This is a genomic window from Actinoplanes ianthinogenes, assembly GCF_018324205.1.
GTDB classification, from domain to species: Bacteria; Actinomycetota; Actinomycetes; order Mycobacteriales; family Micromonosporaceae; genus Actinoplanes; species Actinoplanes ianthinogenes.
Genome location: NZ_AP023356.1, coordinates 3202049 through 3220872 on the forward strand (window position 1 = coordinate 3202049; position 18824 = coordinate 3220872).

The 18824-nt window shown below is 72.6% G+C and carries 17 protein-coding genes, 1 pseudogene and 1 riboswitch; of the genes and pseudogenes, 6 read left to right on the forward strand and 12 right to left on the reverse strand.

Features of this window, described 5'->3' with window-relative positions; translation table 11 throughout:
• Positions 1 to 2: 2 nt before the first annotated feature.
• From Aiant_RS14375 to dxs, 5 genes are all read right to left on the reverse strand, one after another.
• Entirely contained in the window at positions 3 to 665 is a 663-nt protein-coding gene (locus tag Aiant_RS14375) for a response regulator transcription factor (RefSeq protein ID WP_185037311.1), read from the reverse strand.
• Positions 666 to 700: 35 nt separating this feature from the next.
• On the reverse strand, positions 701 to 1987 hold the full coding sequence (locus tag Aiant_RS14380) for an outer membrane protein assembly factor BamB family protein (protein ID WP_189336464.1): 1287 nt from the start codon (positions 1985 to 1987) through the stop codon (positions 701 to 703).
• Positions 1988 to 2030: 43 nt separating this feature from the next.
• The gene (locus Aiant_RS14385; RefSeq protein ID WP_229831428.1) at positions 2031 to 3386 is read right to left on the reverse strand and encodes an outer membrane protein assembly factor BamB family protein; all 1356 of its coding nucleotides are present in this window, start codon (positions 3384 to 3386) and stop codon (positions 2031 to 2033) included.
• 84 nt (positions 3387 to 3470) lie between these two features.
• A complete protein-coding gene (locus Aiant_RS14390; RefSeq protein WP_189336462.1) occupies positions 3471 to 4781 on the reverse strand; it encodes an outer membrane protein assembly factor BamB family protein in 1311 nt (436 codons plus the stop codon).
• 40 nt (positions 4782 to 4821) lie between these two features.
• Positions 4822 to 6747, reverse strand: a complete 1926-nt coding sequence (gene dxs, locus Aiant_RS14395; RefSeq protein WP_189336461.1) for a 1-deoxy-D-xylulose-5-phosphate synthase — start codon at positions 6745 to 6747, stop codon at positions 4822 to 4824.
• Positions 6748 to 6886: 139 nt separating this feature from the next.
• Here dxs and Aiant_RS14400 point away from each other — a divergent pair, with 139 nt between their 5' ends.
• The 3 genes and pseudogenes from Aiant_RS14400 to Aiant_RS45700 form a co-directional block, all read left to right on the forward strand.
• Positions 6887 to 8254 carry a cation:dicarboxylate symporter family transporter gene (locus tag Aiant_RS14400; RefSeq protein WP_189336460.1) on the forward strand — a complete coding sequence of 456 codons (1368 nt, stop codon included), beginning with the start codon at positions 6887 to 6889 and terminating at the stop codon, positions 8252 to 8254.
• Between the two features lie 349 nt (positions 8255 to 8603).
• A riboswitch (ZMP/ZTP riboswitch) is annotated at positions 8604 to 8686 on the forward strand.
• Positions 8687 to 8702: 16 nt separating this feature from the next.
• Positions 8703 to 9575, forward strand: coding sequence for a bifunctional 5,10-methylenetetrahydrofolate dehydrogenase/5,10-methenyltetrahydrofolate cyclohydrolase (locus Aiant_RS14405; RefSeq protein WP_189336459.1), 873 nt, complete (start codon positions 8703 to 8705; stop codon positions 9573 to 9575).
• Positions 9576 to 10126: 551 nt separating this feature from the next.
• Positions 10127 to 10296 (forward strand): annotated as a pseudogene (locus Aiant_RS45700) (helix-turn-helix domain-containing protein); the annotation flags it as partial.
• A gap of 23 nt (positions 10297 to 10319) precedes the next feature.
• On the opposite strand, the gene Aiant_RS14410 reads toward Aiant_RS45700, so the two are convergent.
• Positions 10320 to 11603 (reverse strand): class I SAM-dependent RNA methyltransferase, encoded by a 1284-nt coding sequence (locus tag Aiant_RS14410; RefSeq protein WP_189336458.1) that lies wholly within the window; start codon positions 11601 to 11603, stop codon positions 10320 to 10322.
• Positions 11600 to 13645, reverse strand: a complete 2046-nt coding sequence (locus Aiant_RS14415) for an APC family permease (protein ID WP_229831420.1) — start codon at positions 13643 to 13645, stop codon at positions 11600 to 11602. The genes Aiant_RS14410 and Aiant_RS14415 overlap by 4 nt, the downstream gene beginning before the upstream one ends.
• A gap of 114 nt (positions 13646 to 13759) precedes the next feature.
• Between Aiant_RS14415 and Aiant_RS14420 the strand changes: the two genes are divergently transcribed.
• Both Aiant_RS14420 and Aiant_RS14425 read left to right on the forward strand, forming a co-directional pair.
• Positions 13760 to 14425: a potassium channel family protein gene (locus Aiant_RS14420; protein WP_189336456.1), complete on the forward strand. Its 666-nt coding sequence runs from the start codon at positions 13760 to 13762 to the stop codon at positions 14423 to 14425.
• Between the two features lies 1 nt (position 14426).
• Complete coding sequence (locus Aiant_RS14425) at positions 14427 to 15089, forward strand: potassium channel family protein (RefSeq protein WP_189336455.1); 663 nt, start codon at positions 14427 to 14429, stop codon at positions 15087 to 15089.
• On the opposite strand, the gene Aiant_RS14430 is transcribed toward Aiant_RS14425, so the two are convergent.
• The 4 genes from Aiant_RS14430 to dut are packed head-to-tail and all read right to left on the reverse strand — an operon-like array spanning position 15086 to position 17372.
• Entirely contained in the window at positions 15086 to 15835 is a 750-nt protein-coding gene (locus Aiant_RS14430) for a DUF3159 domain-containing protein (protein ID WP_306415861.1), read from the reverse strand. The genes Aiant_RS14425 and Aiant_RS14430 overlap by 4 nt on opposite strands.
• A gap of 23 nt (positions 15836 to 15858) precedes the next feature.
• Positions 15859 to 16236 (reverse strand): OB-fold nucleic acid binding domain-containing protein, encoded by a 378-nt coding sequence (locus Aiant_RS14435; RefSeq protein ID WP_189336453.1) that lies wholly within the window; start codon positions 16234 to 16236, stop codon positions 15859 to 15861.
• A gap of 25 nt (positions 16237 to 16261) precedes the next feature.
• A complete protein-coding gene (locus tag Aiant_RS14440; RefSeq protein ID WP_189336452.1) occupies positions 16262 to 16909 on the reverse strand; it encodes a DUF3710 domain-containing protein in 648 nt (215 codons plus the stop codon).
• Positions 16896 to 17372, reverse strand: coding sequence for a dUTP diphosphatase (dut, locus tag Aiant_RS14445; protein WP_189336451.1), 477 nt, complete (start codon positions 17370 to 17372; stop codon positions 16896 to 16898). Before dut ends, Aiant_RS14440 begins: the two co-directional genes overlap by 14 nt.
• Positions 17373 to 17465: 93 nt before the next feature.
• Here dut and Aiant_RS14450 point away from each other — a divergent pair, with 93 nt between their 5' ends.
• On the forward strand, positions 17466 to 17978 hold the full coding sequence (locus Aiant_RS14450; protein WP_189336450.1) for a DUF3093 domain-containing protein: 513 nt from the start codon (positions 17466 to 17468) through the stop codon (positions 17976 to 17978).
• Here Aiant_RS14450 and Aiant_RS14455 read toward each other — a convergent pair.
• On the reverse strand, positions 17929 to 18753 hold the full coding sequence (locus Aiant_RS14455) for a hypothetical protein (RefSeq protein WP_189336449.1): 825 nt from the start codon (positions 18751 to 18753) through the stop codon (positions 17929 to 17931). The genes Aiant_RS14450 and Aiant_RS14455 overlap by 50 nt on opposite strands.
• Between the last annotated feature and the right edge of the window lie 71 nt (positions 18754 to 18824).

Genomic DNA, 18824 nt, shown 5'->3' on the forward strand with positions numbered 1-18824 from the left:
CGTCACGTGGTCACGACCCGGTAACCGGCCCCGACCACGGTGTCGATCAGCGGCGGATCACCGAGCTTCTTCCGCAGGGTCATCACGGTCACCCGGACCGTGGTGGTGAACGGATCGGTGTTCGCGTCCCAGACCCGCTCCAGCAGCTCCTCGCTGGAGACCACCGCGCCGCTCGCCTTGAGCAGCACCTCCAGCACGCCGAACTCCTTGTTGGTCAGGTCGACCGGCAGGCCGCCGCGGGTCACCGCGCGCTTGGCCGGGTCCAGCACCAGGTTGCCCACGCTGAACACCGGCGGGGCGGGCGGGGTGGCCCGCCGGCCCAGCGCCTGCACCCGGGCCACCAGCTCGTCGAAGGCGAACGGCTTGGGCAGGTAGTCGTCGGCGCCCAGCTGGAGGCCCTCGACCCGCTCGGCGACCGAGCCGCTGGCGGTCAGCATCAGCACCCGGGTCAGCGCGCCGGACTCGACCAGCGCCGCGCAGATCTCGTCACCGTGCATGCCGGGCAGGTCCCGGTCCAGCACCACCACGTCGTAGCGGGTCACGTACGCCATCTCGTGGCCCTGCAAGCCGTCGTACGCCACGTCGACCGCCATCCCGTGCCGCCGCAGCCCGCGAGCGATCGCGTCGGCCATCGTCCGCTCGTCCTCCACCACCAACACGCGCACCGCAGTTCCTCCGTCAAGCAGCCGGTAGGTGCAGGCTACTTCAGCCGCCACACCCCGACGTCGGCGTCGATCCGGCGGCAGACCAGCGCCCCCGTCGCGAACACGCAGTCACCGGTGACCCGGTCGGCGGCCCCGAGCAGGCCGACCCGGCGGCGGCCCGGGTCGAGGACGCCGTACCAGATCCGGTCCTCCCCCGGCACGCTGCGGGTCACGTAGGCCCCGGCCCCGGCCGACCGCCACAGCCCCGCCGAGCCCAGCACGTCCCCGGTCTCGGCCCGCACCACCATCAGCTCCGGCTGGGCCGCGTCCGGGCGGCCGACCAGCAGGTAGTCGCCGAGCCGGGTGGCGTACTCCCAGCGGTCCGAGGACCAGCGCTCCCGCCCGGTCCGCGGGTCGATCACCAGGATCCCCCGCTGCGGCAGGTAGGCGCAGATCAGGTCCCCGCACGCGGCCGGCCCGCGGTACCAGCTCAGGTTCAGCCCGCTGTGCCAGATCGGGGCCAGCCCGGCCACCGTGTCGTAACCGGTGGTCCCGGACGGCCCGGCGCTGATCAGCACCAGGTCGCCGGCCGGCCAGAGGCTGGTGGTCACCCCCGCGCGCCGCTCCGGCACCAGGGCTCGCGCGGTCTGCTGCCCGGTCCGGGTCAGGTACGCCGCCAGCACCCCGCCCGAGGTCAGCGCGTACAGGCGTTCCGGGAAGGCGTTGCCGCTGTCGCCGACCGCCACGTCGTCCCCGGCCGGCTGGTGCAGCGTCCACCGCGGCCGCCCGGTCACCAGGTCGATGCCGTGCCAGTCGGCGTCCCGGAACGTCGCGGACTCCTCCCGGACCAGGGCCAGCCCGGCCACCGGGTCGACGCCGAAGATCTGCGCCGGGCGCTCCCAGAGCGGCTCCGGCACCCCGGCGCGCAGCGCGATCGTGGTGAACGTGGCGGTCCGCTCGTCCTGGTAGTTCACCAGCAGCCGGTCCGCCCCGGCGGCCAGCACCGCGCGAACCTCGCCGTGCACCCGGACGGTGTTGCTGGCCAGCAGGGTGGCCGCGGGCAGCGCGTAGGTCCGGATGGTCTGCTCCCGGACCGGGGCGCCGATCGGCTGGCCGGCGCTCACCACGTACAGCCGGTCGCCGGCCACCGCCATGAGATAGCCCAGCCCGGCCGGGACGATCACCGGCGGCGCCGGCGGACGGGCATGGGCCGCCCCGCCGAGCAGCACCGTGAGCACCCCGGTGAGCAGCGCGAGCAGGACCCGGTCACGGGCCGGCGGCGCCGGGTCGGTCACCCGGTCACCGGTCCGCACGTCGCCCAGGTCGATCAGGACATCCCGCACGCCGCGCCCCCTTGTGGGACACCCTCAGTGTGCGCGCGGTGACTCAGATGCGGTATGCCCAGATCCGCAGATCGCCGCCGCCGGCGGACCGGCAGACCAGGTAGTGCCCGTCCGCGTCGCAGTCGCCCAGCCCGGCGCCGGCCACCCCGAGCCGCCGGACCTCGGCGTGCCCGGGCACCACCACGGCGAACGCCTGCCCGCCCCGGCCCTCCTCCCGGCGCAGCAGCAGCGGCTGGTCGGCGGCCCCGGCCACCTCCGCGGTCCAGCCGGTCAGGTCCACCCGGGACGCCCCGGTGTGCGGGTCGGTCAGCCGCACCGGCTCGCCGGACGCCGCGTCGGTCTCCAGCACGTACCCGGCGCGCAGCGCGAGGTCGACGTCCTCCCGCACCCGCCAGCGGGCCGCGCCGGTGCCCGGGTCGAGCACCCGCAGGTCGCCGTGCCCGCCGTCGCAGAGCACGCCCTGGCAGTCGGCCGGGTCGGCGAGCAGTTCGGCGTCCCGGGTGGCCCGGCTCCACAGCTGCCGCAGGGTGTGCGCCTGGAACGCCACCTGCCGGCTCGGCTCCCGGTAACTGACCAGGGCGACGTCGCCGAGCAGCGACGAACTGGCCGGGCCGTGCCCGCCGAGCTGCGGCAGCGCGGTCTCCCGCAGCACCTCCCCGGTGCGCCCGGAGACCAGGGTGAGCAGCCGCGACGAGGTGATCAGCACGGCCGGCTCGTCGCCGGCCGGCACGTCGACGGTGACCGAGCCGCCCGGCGTGACGGTCCACAGCGTCCGCCCGTCGGCCAGGTCCAGGCCGCGCACCTCGGTGCGCAGCGGCGGCTCGGTGTGCGGCTCGCCGGTGGCCGAGAAGTAGAGCGGGCCGGGATCGCCGGACTCCTGGTCGTACTCGGTGCCGGCCCGGAACACCCGGTCCACCGTGACCCCGGCGCCGCTGCCCGGCAGCACGCTCACCGCGATCGGCGACGACCAGCGGATCCGGCCGGTGGCGGCGTCCACGGCGGTGGTGGCCACCCCGGCGGTCAGCAGCACCACCTCGCCGGCCTGCCGGATGGTGACCGAGCCGGCCGGGACCACGCCCGGGTCGTCGCCGACCGGCACCCGGGTGGTCCACAGCCGGGCCGGCGGGCGGTCCGGGCTCCAGGCGGTGACCGCGGGCCGCGTGCCGGTGGTGTCCACCGTGTAGAGCCGGCCGCCGGCCAGCGCGATCGGCCCGTCCGGGGCGGCCGCGGCGGGCACCGCGCCGAGGTATCGCCAGCCGAGTCCGGCGGCCGGCGCCGCGCCGCCCAGGACCGCGAGCAGGACCAGGGTGATCAGGAGGCCGGCGCGGCGATAGGCCGCGAGCGGCGGGCGCGAGGCAGGGTGCGGGTCGAGCGGCGCGTCGCGGTCCAGCTCGATCACCGTCAAAGCCACACCCTTTTCGGTACGGCGGTCAGCTCCGCCTTTTCGGTACGGCGGTCGGCTCCGCCTTTTTCGGTACGGCGGTCAGCTCCCGCCCGCCGCCTCGTCGTACGCCCACACCACCAGGTCGCCGGAGACCGAGCGGCAGACCAGCCGGCTCGGTGCCGCCTCGCACTCGGTGACGCCGGCGGGCAGCTCGGCGATCGGGCGGAGCCGGCCGGTGCCCGGGTCGGCGACCGCGACCATGGTACGCGCGCCGTCGCGCACCACCCGGGAGACCAGCATCCGGCCGGACCCGTTCATCCCGGCGAGTGGCCGCCACCCGGTCAGGCCGACCAGCACCCGGCCGCTCGCCGGGTCCACCAGCGCGGACGGCTTGCCGGTGTCGGTGGCGTCCGGGAAGGTCAGCAGGGCGTCGCCGCGCTCCTCGACCGCCTGCCAGCCGGTGCGCGCCCAGCGGTCGTCGCCGGTCGCCGGGTCGACGGCGCGCACCCAGCCCGAGCCGACGAAGCAGGCGAGCAGGCCGCAGGCGTACACCTGAAGGGTCCCCTCGGCGGGCTCGGTCCAGAGCGGGCGGAGCGTCGCCGGGTCGTACGCGGAGACCTCCATGCCGTCCGCGCCGGGATGCCGCAGCACCAGCGCGCCCCCGGCGACCACCGGGTTGTCCGGCGCGTAGTTCGCCCCGGGCAGCGTCCGGGTGGCCAGTTGCCGGCCGTCGGCCAGGTCGTACAGGACGGCGGTGCGGTCGTCGCGGATCAGCAGCATCCGGGCGCCGGTGTCGGCCGGGCCGGGCACGCCCAGCACCACCGCGGTGGACGGCACCCGGACCTGCCAGCGGGCCAGGCCGGTGACCGGGTCGAGCACCTCGACGGTGCCGCGCACCCGGCGGTCGGCGCCGGACGGGCTGCGGGTGCCGCTCACCGCGAGAAGCGCGTCGCCGCCGGCGATGGTGATCACGCTGCGCGGGTTCCGCCACTCCCGGGTGCCGGTGCCGACCGCGAACGCCGTGGTGCCCGGCTCGGCGAAACCGGTGGTCCACGGGCGCATCAGCACCAGCCCGCGGGAGGTGCGCAGCCGGAACACCGGGATCGACTCGGCGGCCCGCCAGCGCAGCGCCCCGCTGCCCAGGTCGTACGCGGTCAGCCGCCCGTAGGACTGGGCGAGCAGCTCGCCACCGGTGAGCAGGTAGGGGTCGGCCGGGCTCATCCGGACCCGGAGCAGCTCGGTGAAGGGCGGCCTCGGCGGCGCCGCCGAGGCGGCCGAGCTGATCAGCAGGACGACCGCCAGGACGACCGGGGCGAACCACGCCGGAACGGTCGACCGGCGTGGCCGCTCGTAGGACTCCGGCTCTCCCCGGTCGAGGCCGAGGTCGATGACGACCGTCTCCGCACCCATCCGTCAAAGGTAACGGTTGGATAACGGAGACGCTCGTCACTCAGAGCGCGGGCTCCCGCACCGCGTCACCGGCGTCCAGGCGGGACACCCACTCGGTCACGTCCCGGGCGATGTCCTGCGCGGTCAGGCCGAGCGACGCGAGGATCTCGGCCCGGGAGCCGTGCGGGTGGAAGCCGGCCGGCACGCCGAAGTCACGCAGCGGCTTGATCAGCCCGGCGTCGCGCAGCGCGGCGGCCACCGCGTCACCCACGCCACCGGCCCGGATGCCGTCCTCCAGGGTCACCACCAGGCGGTGCTCGGCGGCCAGCCCGGTCAGCTCGGCGGGCACCGGGCGGATCCAGCGCGGGTCGACGACGGTCACGCCGTACCCCTGCTCGGCGAGCCGCTCGGCGGCGTCCAGGCCGAGCCCGGCGAACGAGCCGACCGCGACCAGCAGGATGTCCTTCTTGCCGGCCTCGCGCAGCACGTCGACCGGGCCGACCCGGCGCAGCGCCGGGGTGTCCGGGGCGACCGCGCCGGTCGGGAACCGGACGATGGTCGGGGCGTCGCCGACCGCGATCGCCTCGCGCAGCTCCTCGCGCAGGGTGGCGGCGTCCCGCGGCGCGGCGACCCGCAGGCCGGGGACCACGCCGAAGACGCTCATGTCCCAGATGCCGTAGTGGCTCGGGCCGTCCGGGCCGGTGATGCCGGCCCGGTCCAGCACGAAGGTGACGCCCAGCTTGTGCATCGCGACGTCGAGCAGGACCTGGTCGAAGGCGCGGTTGAGGAACGTGGCGTACACCGCGACAACCGGGTGCAGGCCACCCATCGCCAGGCCGGCGGCGCTGGTGGCGGCGTGCTGCTCGGCGATGCCGACGTCGTACGTCCGCTCGGGGTACTTCTTGGCCAGCGCGGCGATGCCGGTCGGCTCCGCCATCGCGGCGGTGATGCCGACCACGTCCGGGCGCTCGTCGGCGACCTTCACCAGCTCCTCGGCGAAGACCTTGGTCCACTTCAGCGTCGGCGCGGCCAGCAGCTTGCCGGTCTCCACGTCGAAGGCGCTGCCCGGGCCGTGCAGGCAGTCCGCCTCGTCCTGCTCGGCGGGGCGGTAGCCGTAGCCCTTGCGGGTCACCGCGTGCACGATGACCGGGGCATTGAAGCCCTTGGCCCGGCGCAGCGCGGACTCCATCGCCTGCTGGTCGTGCCCGTCGACCGGGCCGATGTATTTCAGGCCGAGGTCCTCGAACATCGGCTGCGGGCTGATCGCGTCCTTGATCCCGCGCTTGACCGCGTGCAGCACCTCGAAGACCGGCTTGCCGACCACCGGGGTCGAGCCGAGCGCGTCCTTGACCAGGTCCAGCACCTTCTCGTAGCCCGGGTTGAGCCGCAGGGTGGAGAGGTGGTCGGCCAGGCCGCCGATCGTCGGCGCGTACGACCGGCCGTTGTCGTTGACCACGATGACCAGCTTGTTCTTCGTGGCCGCGATGTTGTTGAGCGCCTCCCAGCACATGCCGCCGGTGAGCGCGCCGTCGCCGACCACGGCCACCACGTGCCGGTCCTCGCCGCGCAGCGCGAACGCCTTGGCCAGGCCGTCGGCATAGGACAGCGCGGTGGAGGCGTGCGAGTTCTCGATCAGGTCGTGCTCGCTCTCCGCCTGGCTCGGGTAACCGGTGAGGCCACCGCGCTGGCGGAGCTGGTCGAAGCCCTCCTGCCGGCCGGTCACGATCTTGTGCACGTACGCCTGATGGCCGGTGTCGAAGAGGATCTTGTCGCGTGGGGAGTCGAAGACCCGGTGCATGGCGAGGGTCATCTCGACCACACCGAGGTTCGGACCGAGGTGACCCCCGGTCCGCGACACCTTGGCCACCAGGAAGTCACGGATCTCGGCCGCGAGCAGGGTCAGCTGCTCCGCGGTCAGTCGCTTGAGGGCACCGGGGTCGGTGACGCTCGCCAGCAGGCCGGCCGGGGTCGAGGGGGAGTCGCTCATAGGCGACGAGTCTATCGGGACACCGCGTGTAGGCGACCTGGAGCGAACGGTCAACCCGGATTCCTCCACAGCTCCTCCACATTCCGCCCTTCCGGTGAAACCATGTGATTCGCTTCACAGGTTTGGGTAAGAACGGCGCATGTCCGTCGATGCCGAGGCGCCGCGACGCCGCGACCGCAGCCACTTCCTCTACCTCGCCGTGCTGCTCGCGATGATCCTCGGGATCACCGTGGGCTTCGTCTTCCCGGACTTCGCGGTCAAGCTGAAGCCCCTGGGCACCGGATTCGTCGACCTGATCAAGATGATGATCGCCCCGGTGATCTTCTGCACTCTGGTGCTCGGCGTCGGCTCGGTCCGGCGCGCCGCCCAGGTCGGCCGGGTCGGCGGGCTCGCCCTCGTCTACTTCCTGATCATGTCGACGGTGGCGCTGGCGATCGGCCTGGTCGTCGGCAACCTGCTGCACCCCGGCTCCGGACTGCACCTGAGCGACGAACTCGCGAAGACCGGCGCGGCCCAGGTCAGCAAGCAGGCCGAGGGCGGCGTCGACTTCGTGCTCGGGATCATCCCGGACACCCTGTTCTCCGCGCTGACCAGCACCCAGGTGTTGCAGACCCTGCTGGTGGCGCTGCTGGTCGGGTTCGCCGTCCAGTCGCTGGGCGATCGGGGCGAACCGGTGATCCGGGCGATCGGCCTGCTCCAGCGGATCGTCTTCAAGATCCTCATGATGATCATGTGGCTGGCCCCGATCGGCGCGTTCGGTGCGATGGCGGCGCTGGTCGGCGCCACCGGATTCGACGCGCTGAAGAGCCTGGCCGGCATCATGCTCGGCTTCTACACCACCTGCGTGCTCTTCATCTTCGTGGTGCTCGGCCTGCTGCTCCGGCTGGCCGCCGGGATGTCGATCTTCCGGCTCTTCCGGTATCTGGCCCGGGAGTTCCTGCTGATCCTCTCCACCTCGTCGTCCGAGTCGGCCCTCCCCCGGCTGATCGCCAAGATGGGTCACCTGGGCGTGAGAAAACCGGTCGTCGGCATCGTGGTGCCCACCGGTTACTCGTTCAACCTCGACGGCACGGCGATCTACCTGACCATGGCGTCGCTGTTCATCGCGGACGCCATGGACCAGCCGCTCTCCGTCGGCCAGCAGATCGGCCTGCTGCTCTTCATGATCATCGCGTCCAAGGGCGCGGCCGGGGTCACCGGCGCCGGGCTGGCCACGCTGGCCGGCGGGCTGCAGAGCCACCGCCCCGACCTGGTGCCCGGCGTCGGCATGATCGTCGGCATCGACCGCCTGATGTCCGAGGCCCGCGCCCTGACCAACTTTGCCGGCAACGCCGTCGCCACGGTCCTGATCGGCACGTGGACCCACGAGATCGACCGCGAACAGGCCGGCCTGGTCCTCTCCGGCGCGGCACCGTTCGACGAGTCCAGCTTCGACGACGACCCCCACGACGCCCACTCCCCCGAACCCGCCGAAGCCCACCCGGCACCCCGCCCGGATTCCGCATGAGCCCCGAGGCATTCCCCGCCCCATCCGGGGGCAGACCACCCACGAACCAGACTGCCGAAAATCCGCGCACCCCGCTCCCCCGGCTGTGGAAAACCCGCGGCTGTGGACAACCGAGACCACGATGCGATGCGCCTCATCGGGTCTTGATCTCCGGAACCACCCGCGGACAGTGAAGAGGGCGGCGATCGCCCTGGACGCGCCAGCGGCCAGATCGCCGCCCTCGGCCCGCGCGGGAGCATGCGGTCCGCACCCCGGCGGACGCGCGTCAATGAAGATCTTGAACTTGATCCGGCTCTTCGTCCGAAACCGCCCCCGCCGACGGGCACGCCTCATCCGTCAGGCATTCTGGAGGGCAAGCAGCGACTGGCGGCACGAGGATGGTCGAAACCATCGGGGAGCTCGTCACGGGAGTCGTCCGCCTGGGCTCCCCGGCCGAGGAGCAGACAGCATGACCACCGAAACCACCGGCGCCCGCCTCCTGCCCGGAGCGCCCGTCGCCGAGGCCGTCCTGGCCGACGTCCGCGACCGGGTCGGCAAGCTCAAGGAGCGCGGCATCCAGCCGAGCCTGGCCACCATCCTGGTCGGCGACGACGACGCCAGCGCCGGCTACATCCGGATCAAGCAGAAGCAGGCCGCCGAGCTCGGCTTCGAGTCCCCGCACCGGCACCTGTCCGGCGACGTCGGCCAGGCCGACCTGCTCAAGGTGATCGCCGAGTTCAACGACGACAAGTCGGTGCACGGCGTCCTGATCCAGTACCCGATCCCGGCCCACCTGGACTACGACGCCGCCCTGCAGACCCTCGACCCGGACAAGGACGTCGACGGGATGCACCCGCTCAACATGGGCCGGCTCGCGGTCGGCCTGCCCGGCCCGCTGCCCTGCACCCCGGCCGGCATCGAGGCGCTGCTGGCCCACCACGGCATCGAGGTGGCCGGCCGCGAGGTGGTCATTCTCGGTCGCGGCGCCACCCTGGGCCGCCCGCTCGCGATGCTGCTCGCGCAGAAGCGCCCGACCGCGAACGCCGCCGTCACCGTGGTGCACACCGGCGTCAAGGACTGGCCGCGCTACACCAAGCGCGCCGAGATCCTGATCGCCGCCGTCGGCGTCCCGCACATCATCCAGCCGGAACACGTCAAGCCCGGCGCCACCGTCATCGGCGCCGGCGTCCGCTACGAGGGCCGCCGCCTCCTCCCAGACGTCGACGAGTCCTGCGCCGAGGTCGCCGGCGCCATCACCCCGCGCGTCGGCGGCGTCGGCCCCACCACGGTGGCCATGCTCTTCCGCAACGCCGTCGCCGCCGCCGAGCGCGCCAACCCGTAACGGCCACGCCCGGCGCCACCGGCAGGAAAACCATCCTGCCGGCGCCGGGCCGCCCATCCCCGAGCCCCATTTCCGGTACGCCCGGAGCCCGCCCGTGCCCGCTCGGCTACGGCCCGTCCAACCCATTCGTACGCCCGCCGCTCCCGTACCCAGGCAACCGCCCCACCCAAGCTGATGCTCATGCCCCTGCCCCGAGCACCAGCCGAACACCCCCAGCTGGCCGTGGTGGCCCTATCCAGGCTCGGGATAGGGCCATAAGCACCAGCCGAACAACCCCAGCTGGCCATGGTGGCCCTAACGGGGCTCGGGATAGGGCCGTGAGCACCAGCTCGATCGGTCCGGCACCTCGGCAGCCCCTGATCCTGCCCCGGAATGACTGCTCCGCGCACCAACCGGGGCAACTAGGGCGCACTACGGCCCGCCGGAAAGGAACACCGTCCTGGCCAGCACCCATTTCGGGCGACGCGCTAAACCGATCCCCCCAGGCGGCGGGTGGATCTGGACCCCTTCCAAGATCGGGAGGGTGTTGAGCGCGGAGGAGCTGGGCGAAGATGCGCCGGTTTGCATCGGGCTGAGGGGATGCCGATCAAGGCGATCGTCCGCAGGCTCGGGGTCGGGCGGAACACGGTGCGGCGGGCGTTGGCCACGGATGAGGCCGCCGTCGTATTCGCGGCCGGTGAAGCCGTCGATCCTTGATCCGGTGGGGCCGCAGGTCCGGGCGACTAGGGAGCGGGGCGTGGGTGGTCAGGCGGGCAGGAGCAGGGCTACGCACTCCACGTGCTGGGTCATCGGGAAGCAGTCGAAGGCTCGCAGCTCGGCCAGCTCCCACCCCAGCGAGCGGAACGTCTTCACGTCCCGGGCCAGGGCCGCCGGATCGCAGGCCACGTAGGCGACCGCGCGCGGGCCGGCCGCCACGATGTCCCGGACCACCCTGGCGCCGGCGCCGGCGCGGGGCGGGTCCAGCACCACCAGGTCCACCGGCCCGGTGATCCGGCGGCGGCTCAGCGCCGTCTCGACCTTCGCCGCGACCACCTCGACCTGCGGCAGGCCGGCCAGGTCGGCGCGGGCCGCGGCGACGCCGAGCGGGGACGACTCGACGATCGTCGTCCGGGCGCCGGTGCGCTCGGCGACGGCGGCGGCGAACAGGCCCGCGCCGCCGTACAGGTCCCAGGCGACCTCACCCGGCTCGGGGCGCAGCATCGCCAGCACCGCCTCGGTCAGCGTCGCGGCGGCCGCCGGGTGCACCTGCCAGAAGCCCTCCGGCGCGATCTCCCAGGATCGCCCACCGACGGCCTCAGTGATCTTTTCCGGACCGGAGCGGCGGATCAGGCCGGCGCCGCCCAGGTCCTCGGTGGGGTCGTCGGTGGCCGTTCCGGACGTTCCGGCGGGACGGTCCAGGACGGCGACGTCGCCGCCGGTGGAGGCGACCGCCTGCACGGCGTTGCTCTCCGGCCAGGGGTGCCGGAGCAGGTCGAGCTCCTGGATCGCCGGGTGGGCGATCAGGCAGCGGTCGATCGGGACGACCTGGTGCGAGCGGTGCTGGAGCAGGCCCGGGCGGCCGGCCGCGTCGATCGCGTACCGGACCCGGGTGCGCCAGCCGAGCAGGCCGGCGTCGCCCTCGGCGAGCGGCTCCACGCGTACCGAAAGCCGGTCTTGATCTTCGGGGGTCAGTCCGGCCAGGCGGCCGAGCTGTTCCCGGACCACCTCCGTCTTCCACCGCAGTTGCGCGTCGGCCGCGACATGTTGCAGGTCGCAGCCGCCGCAGCCGCCCGGGTGGGCGAAGCGGCAGGGCGCCGTGACCCGGTCGGGCGACGCCTCGTGGATCTCCACGGCGTCGGCCCGCAGGTATCCCCGGTGCCGCTCGGTGATCTCCGCGGTGACGCGTTCGCCGGGCAGGGCGTGCCGGACGAAGACCACCCGGCCGTGCGGGCCGCCGAACCGGGCCACGCAGTGCCCGCCGTGCGCCGGCGCGCCGACGGTGAGCTCGATCCGGTCCCCTTCGACGAGGTCATCCTCGGGGGCGGTCAAGACTTCTCCTCCACCGGCTGATCAGCATCGGACGTCGGCTCCGTGGGGTGGAAGCGCGGGCCACGCGCCGGCGCCCGGCTCAGGCCACGGTCCAGCCGCTCCAGGTCGCGGTCCTGGCTGGAGCGCAGCTGCCAGGGCACGCTGGTCACCATCACCCCGGGTTCGAAGAGCAGCCGCCCCTTGATCCGCAGCGCGCTCTGGTTGTGCAGCAGGTTCTCCCACCAGCGGCCGACGACGTACTCCGGGACGAAGACGGTGACCACGTCGCGGGGCGAGGCGCGGCGCACGCTCTTGACGAAGTCGATGATCGGCTTGGTGATCTCCCGGTACGGCGAGTCCACCACGGTCAGCGGGACCGGCAGCTCCCGGCGCTCCCACTCGGCCTGGATGTTGCGGGTGTCCTTGTCGTCGACGTTGACCGTCACCGCCGTGATCGTGTCCGGCCGGGTCGCCTGCGCGTAGGCGACCGCCCGCAGCGTCGGCATGTGCACCTTGCTGACCAGCACCACCGCGTGGTTGCGCGACGGCAGCACCGGGCGCTCCTCGGTGGGCAGCAACTCCTCGGCGACCCGGGTGTAGTGCTTGTGGATGGCCAGCATCAACCCGTAGATCACGATCATCGCGGCGATGGCGATCCACGCGCCGAGCAGGAACTTGGTGATCAGCACGACGATCAGCACGGCGCCGGTCAGGCCCATGCCGAACGCGTTGATCGCCCGGGAGCGGATCATCCGGCGCCGGCGTTCCGGATCTCGCTGGACCTTCAGCAGCCTGTTCCAGTGCCGGATCATGCCGCCCTGGGAGAGCGTGAACGAGACGAACACGCCGACGATGTAGAGCTGGATCAGCCGGGTGGTCTCCGCCTGGAACGCGACGATCAGCACGATCGCGGCGGCGGCCAGGAAGACGATGCCGTTGCTGAACGCCAGCCGGTCGCCCCGGGTGTGGAACTGGCGGGGCAGATACCGGTCCTGGGCCAGGATCGAGCCGAGCACCGGGAACCCGTTGAACGCGGTGTTCGCGGCCAGGAACAGGATCAGCGCGGTGATCGCGCCGACCAGCACGACCAGCCAGGAGCCGTGGCCGAAGACGGTCTCGGCGAGCTGCGCCGTCACCGTCTTCTGCTCGTAGTTCGGCGGGCCGGCGAGGATCTGGGTGGTCGGGTCCTCGACGTACTGGAGGTGGGTCAGCCGGGCCAGCGAGATGATGCCGAACAGCATCACGATCGCGATGGCGCCGAGCAGCAGCAGCGTGGTCGCGGCGTTCTTGCTTTTCGGCGGCTTGAACGCGGGCACGCCGTTGGAGATCGCCTCGACGCCGGTCAGCGCCGCACAGCCGGACGAGAACGTCCGTAACAGCAGGAAGACGAAGGCGAAGCTGGTGAGGTGACTCTCCTCGGCGGTGATGGTCAGCCCGGCGCTGGGCGCCAGCAGGTCCTGGCCGAGGACGAAGACCCGGAACAGACCCGTCAAGATCATCCCGACCATGACGAAGATGAACAGGTACGTCGGGACCGCGAACGCCGTGCCGGACTCCCGCAGCCCGCGCAGGTTGAGCGCGGTCAGCAGCAGCACCGCCCCGACCGCGATCTCGACCTTGTACTCGCCGATCGAGTCCCAGGGCAGCACCGAGGCGAGGTTGCTGACCCCCGAGGAGATCGACACCGCGACGGTCAGGATGTAGTCGACCAGCAGCGCGCTGGCCACTCCGAGGCCGGCCCGGGGGCCGATGTTGACGGTGGCCACTTCGTAGTCACCGCCGCCGGACGGGTAGGCGTGCACGTTCTGCCGGTAGCTGGCGACCACGGTCACCATCACCACCGCGACCGCGAGCGTCACCCAGGGCGAGATCGCGAAGGCGCTGGCCCCGGCGATCGAGAGGGTCAGCAGGATCTCGTCCGGCGCGTAAGCCACGCTGGACAGGGCGTCGCTGGCGAACACCGGCAGGGCGATCCGTTTCGGCAGCAGCGTGTGTTGCAGCTTGTCCGAACGGAACGGCCGGCCGAGAAGCAGCCGCTTGGCTAGGGAGGTGGTACTTGCCACGAGTGCCAAGAGTACGACCGGACGTGATCGAGCGTTGCCCGCCCCGGACACAGTGCGGCAGAGGGGCATGGCAGGCTCATCAAGGACGGTAGCGATTCGGGAGGGCACGTAGCCGTGCACGTGGTGATCATGGGGTGTGGCCGGCTCGGTTCCACGCTGGCACAGAACCTCGACGCGCGGGGCCATCAGGTCGCCGTGATCGATCAGAACGCCGACGCGTTCCGTCGGCTGGGCTCGGACTTCGGCGGGATCACGGTCAACGGCATCGGCTTCGACCGGGACGTGCTGCGGGCCGCCGGCATCGAGCGGGCCGACGCGTTCGCCGCGGTCTCCAGCGGCGACAACTCGAACATCATCTCGGCCCGGCTGGCCCGCGAGACCTTCGGCGTCTCCCGGGTGGTGGCCCGGATCTACGACGCCAAGCGCGCCCAGGTGTACGAGCGGCTCGGCATCCCCACCGTGGCGACCATCCGCTGGGCCGCCGACCGGATGTTCCGGTACCTGGCGCCCGAGGAGCGCTTCGAGGTCTTCCGCGACCCGACCAGCGTGGTCAGCATCGTCGAGGCGCCGCTGCACCGGGACTGGGTGGGCCGCACGGTCAAGAGCCTGGAGGAGGGCACCGGCGCCCGGGTGGCGTACCTGATGCGTTTCGGGATGGGCTCGCTGGCCCAGCCGTCCACCGTGCTCCAGGACGGCGACCAGGTGTTCATGCTCGTCACCGACGAGACTGTGGGCAAGGTACTGGACATCGCCGGGCGCGCCGGAAACGAAGGGCACTGACATGCGCATCGCCATCGCGGGAGCCGGCAACGTGGGCCGGTCGATCGCTCAGGAACTGATCGGCAACGGGCACGAGGTCATGCTGATCGAGCGGCAGCCGCGCCAGCTCTGCCCGGAGCGGGTGCCCGAGGCGCAGTGGATCCTGGCCGACGCCTGCGAGCTGAGCAGCCTGGAGGAGGCCGACGTCGCGTCCTGCGACGTGGTGGTCGCGGCGACCGGCGACGACAAGGCCAACCTGGTGGTCTCGCTGCTGGCCAAGACCGAGTTCGCGGTCGGCCGGGTGGTGGCCCGGGTGAACCGGGCGGAGAACGAGTGGCTGTTCACCGAGCAGTGGGGCGTCGACGTCTCGGTCAGCAAGCCGCGCCTGATGGCCGCCCTGGTCGAGGAGGCGGTGACGGTCGGCGACCTGGTCCGGCTGATGACGTTCCGGCAGGGCGAGGCCAACCTCGTGGAGATCACCCTGCCGAAGAACGCGCCGTACGAGGGTCAGCCGCTGCGGGCGGTGCCGATGCCGCGGGACGCCGCGCTGGTCGCCATCCTGCGCGGCAAGCGCGTGGTGGTGCCGACCCCGGACGACCCGCTGGAGGCCGGCGACGAGCTGATCTTCGTGTGCACCGCCGAGGTGGAGGAGCAGATCCGCGCGGTGGTGCTCGGCCCCGCTTAGGCGTCCGCCGGATCGGTCCGCTGGGCGGCGGTGATCCGGTGGATGGCCCAGGCGGTGAAGGCGAACGTCGCGGCGTAGATCGGCCAGCTGATCAGGATCCGGACGATGCCCAGAGCGTTCGCCTCGCCGAGCTGCCACAGGTAGAACTGGATCCCGGCCCGCACCGCCAGCGAGGCCACCCAGAGCAGGGTGAGCCACTGGAAGGCGCGGAACAGCCGCGCGTTGCCGAACCAGTCCTGCCGGCCCTTGTTGGCCATGATGCCCCAGGCGTAACCGATCAACGGTTTCCGGAACACCACCGAGAGCAGCAGCACCGCCGCCTGCCCGAAGGTGAGCAGGATGCCGGGCAGGTAGAAGTTTTTCGCGTCGCCGCTGCGCCAGGCGAAGTACGCCCCGAGGGCGATGCCGAAGAGTCCGTTGACCGCGTGCCGGACCGGCTGCTTGCGAGCCAGCCGGACGCCGCCGATGGCGAGCGCCGAGCCGACCGACCCGATGATCGCCCAGAGCAGGGCGGTCTCCTTGTCGAAGCCGGCCACCGACTCGCCCAGCAGCACGTTGAACAGCACGAAGGCGAGCACCGGGATGCTCGACTCGATCAGGCCCCGCACCCCGCCGAGCTGCTCGGCGATCTGCTCGCTGAGCGGTGGGAGCGGCTCCTCCTCGTCCTGCTCCGGCGGCACCGGGTGCAGGTCGAGCTCCTCGACGATGTCCTCGGCGAGCCGCTCCTCCACGCTTTCGTGCGCCACGTGGCGCGGCTCGTTGCCGGGTGTCACCGGGGCGCCTCCAGCTCGTAGAACGGGTTGTAGATGACCTTGCGGTCGTCCCGGATCGCGATCCGGCCGCGCGCGGTCAGCTGGCGCCCGGGCTCGATGCCGGCGATCGACCGGCGGCCCAGGAAGACCAGCGTCACCACGTCGCTGCCGTCCCAGAGGTCGGCCTCCAGGGTGGGCAGGTTGGTCCGTGGAGTGTACGCCACGGTCCGCAGTCGTCCGGACACCGAAACGACCTGACCCCGCCGGCACTGGCCGGCGGGCATCGCGCCACATTTCGCCGAGTCCCGCTGCAACTCCCGAGCATCGAGCTCGGAGTCGGTCGCGGTCAGCCGGTCCAGGAACCGGCGCAGGCCGGTCCGCTCCTCCGTGGTCATGATTTCACGGTAACCCTATCCGGTCTCAAACTTCCTGCCCGGGGCCCTGCTCGGCCATCTCGCGCGGCAACCGCAGCGGGAGCGGCTCGCGGACCGGCCGCGGCTCGTTGTCCCGGACCACGACCAGACCCTCCAGGGCAACGCCCAGCACGCCCTCGCGGGCCGCGTCGGCGGCCGCGGCGCCCTGGAACAGCGCCCGGACCATCCAGCGCGGGCCGTCCACGCCGACGAAGCGCACGTCGGCCGGGCCCTCCGGGGTGTTCACCCGGGCCAGCAGCTCGGTGCCGTACCGGCCGGTGAGCTCACGGGCCTGGACGCCGTCGGCGGTCATCGCGGTGGCGATCTCCTCGCGCACCTCGTCCCAGATGCCCTCGGTCTTCGGCGCCGCGAACACCCCGAGCTGGAGCGCGCTCTCGCCGTCCACCAGGACGACCTGCTCGACGCCACCGTCCGGGTTGGCCTGCACCCGCACCTCGACGCCCTCGATCGCCGGGATCTGGAGGCTGCCCAGGTCGAGCCGCTGCACGTCGGACGGGGCGTGCCGGAGGTCCCAGGGGCCGAACTCGGGCGCCGGGGCCTCACCGTCGGCCGCCAGGCTCTTGGCGAGCGCCTTCGAGGGCGGCGCGTCGGCCGCGCGTACGTGCTTGGCGCCCTCGCGCTTACGGGAGAACATCACTGCCAGCCTTTCCTTCACCAAAGCCACCGGTCGAACCGTGCCCGCCGGCGCCCCGCGAGGTGTCGTCGAGGGTGTCCACCAGGTGGAACACCGCTCGCTCCACCCGCTGGACGACGAGCTGGGCGATGCGGTCGCCGCGCGAGATCTTCACGGTCTGCGCCGGGTCATGATTGATCAGATTGACGAGAATCTCACCGCGGTAACCGGCGTCGACCGTACCGGGCGCGTTGAGCACCGTCACCCCGAGGCGAGCGGCCAGCCCGGAACGCGGGTGGACCAGCCCCACGAAGCCGTCCGGGATGGCGACCGCGATGCCGGTCCGGACCTTGACCCGCGCACCCGGGGCGATCTCCGCCTCCTCGGCCGCGACCAGGTCGGCGCCGGCGTCACCGGGGTGCGCGTAGGCCGGCAGCGGCAGGTCCGGGTCGATCAGGCGAACCTGGATGACTACGTCGCTCAACGGAAGATTCCTTCACTGGAGTACGGCCCCGGGCGGTGCCTACCCTGCCATCCTGCCGTGCCCCGCATCGGAGGCGCGCCGTACCCTTCGAGGGTGACACCCCAGCCCCCGGCCCGCACCACCGAGGCCCATCAGGAGCGTCTCGGCCTGCCCTGGTGGGCCTGGCCCACCACACTGCTGGTCGGCGCGATCGTGGCCACCGAGCTGACCCTGGGATTCCCCGAGCTCCCCGCCTGGTTGCCCTATTCGGTGCTGCTCCCGCTCTCGATCCTGCTGCTGCTCCCGCTGGGCCGGCTGCGGGTCGCGGTGCGCGACGGCGAGTTCCTGGTCGACGACGCCCGGCTGCCGGTCGAGTTCATCGCCGACGTGGTGGCCCTGGACGCGGCGGGCAAGCGGGAGGCGCTCGGCGTCGGCGCGCACCCCACGGCCTTCGTGGTGCAGCGCCCGTGGATCGGCGGCGCCGTGCAGGTGCTGCTCGACGACCCGGCCGACCCGACGCCGTACTGGGTGGTCAGCACCCGGCGGCCGGTCGAGCTGGCCACCACCCTGCTGGCGGTCAGTCGTCGAGCTCGCGCCGCTTCGGACTCTTCAGCATCTGCTTCTTGAGGTCGTCCCGCACGCGCTCGCCGACCGCGATGGTGGCCCGCCGGTTCAGATAACTGGCGACCGCGGCGCCGGTCAGCATCGGGCCGAACGAGGTGAGGTTGCGCCCGAACCGGTGCAGCAGCCGCTTCTGGAGGTCGCGCCGGGTGGCCGTGCTCAGCACGCTGGCCGCGGCGACCCCGGGCAGCATCGGGTTGACCCCGCGCTGGCCGGCCCAGGACTGGATCAGGGTGAACGCGCGCTCGGTGCCGTTGCCGGCGATCGTGTCGCCGTACAGCTCGTGCAGCTCGCCGATCAGCTTCAACTCGATCGCCACCACGGTGATCGTCTCGGCGGAGAGCAGCACCGGCGCGGAGAGCAGGGTGGGCGCCGCGGCCCACTCGATCGACGCGATGCCGCCGCCGGCCGCGCCCACGCCGGCCGTCGCCCGGGCGGCGTTGCGGATCAGGCGCTCGGCGAGGGCGTCGTCGTCCATGCCGGGGAAATGCCGGCGCAGCGTCTCCCGGCTGCGCACCGGGACGTGCGGAGCCACGTCGGCGACCACGTCGGCCATCCAACGCAGGGCGGCGCGCGGTTTGAAGGCCTGGCTCAGCCCACGGCGGCGCACGTCGCCGACCAGGCGGCCGAGCAGCCGTCGCCGGCCGGCCGGCTCCAGGTCGTCGCCGGTGAGGGCCGCGACGGTGCGGCCCAGCTCCTCGTCGGCCTGCGCCTGCGCCGGGGTCTCCAGCGGGTCGGCGCCGGAGACCGCGGAGTCGGGTACGCGGTCCGGTTGACTCATCGTCGTCCTCCCCGTCGTCGTCACCGGCTCAAGTGCCCGGTTCCGTCCCTGGGTCAAACCCCGTGAATGTG